Genomic DNA, 702 nt, shown 5'->3' with positions numbered 1-702 from the left:
GTTCTGGAACACCATGCCGAGTGTCGAGCGAATCCGCACCAGTTGCCTGGCGTCGGCCACCAGCGGTGCGCCGGGCCGGCCGTAGTTGAGCTTGATGCTTTCACCGTCGACGTGAATGCTGCCCTGGTCCGGCACTTCGAGCATGTTGATGCAGCGCAGCAAGGTACTTTTGCCCGAGCCGCTGGCGCCGATCAGCGAGATCACCTCGCCTTCGTGGGCGGTCAGGGAGATGCCCTTGAGCACCTCGATATTGCCAAAGCGTTTATGCAGGTCGAGCACCTCGATCATCTTCTTCGCAGCCACCGGCTGTACGCTTATGATTTTCGCAGCAGGCTCGATTCGCGGTTCTCCGGCGAGCTTGGCGACGAAGCGGCTGATACGTTCACAGGCTTCGGCCAGTCGCGCTTCACCCAGGGTAAACGACAGCCGCACAAACCCCTGGGCCGGTTCGCCGAAGGCCGCGGCATCCAGCACGGAAACCCCTGCTTCGCGGAACAGCCGCCAGGCGAAATCCAAGGAGCCGAGGCCGGTGTCCCGCACATCCACCAACACGAACATGCCTGCCTGCGGGGCCCGCACGTGAATGCCCGGGCAACCGCCGAGGCCTGCTACCACCAGGTCGCGGCGGCGGCGGTAGGTTTCGCGCATGCCCTGGGTGACTTCATCGTGGGCCAGCACGGCGGCGGTCGCGGCTTCCATCAC

At 64.5% G+C, this 702-nt stretch carries 1 protein-coding gene; it reads right to left on the bottom strand.

The window, feature by feature from the left end; all coding sequences use genetic code 11:
• The coding region (locus tag HX846_RS40320) for an aminotransferase class I/II-fold pyridoxal phosphate-dependent enzyme (RefSeq protein WP_178967352.1) at positions 1-702 on the bottom strand (702 nt) is incomplete at both ends.

The organism is Pseudomonas sp. K5002 (assembly GCF_013386655.1).
Classification (GTDB): Bacteria; Pseudomonadota; Gammaproteobacteria; order Pseudomonadales; family Pseudomonadaceae; genus Aquipseudomonas.
This window is presented reverse-complemented; position numbering and strand designations above follow the sequence as displayed.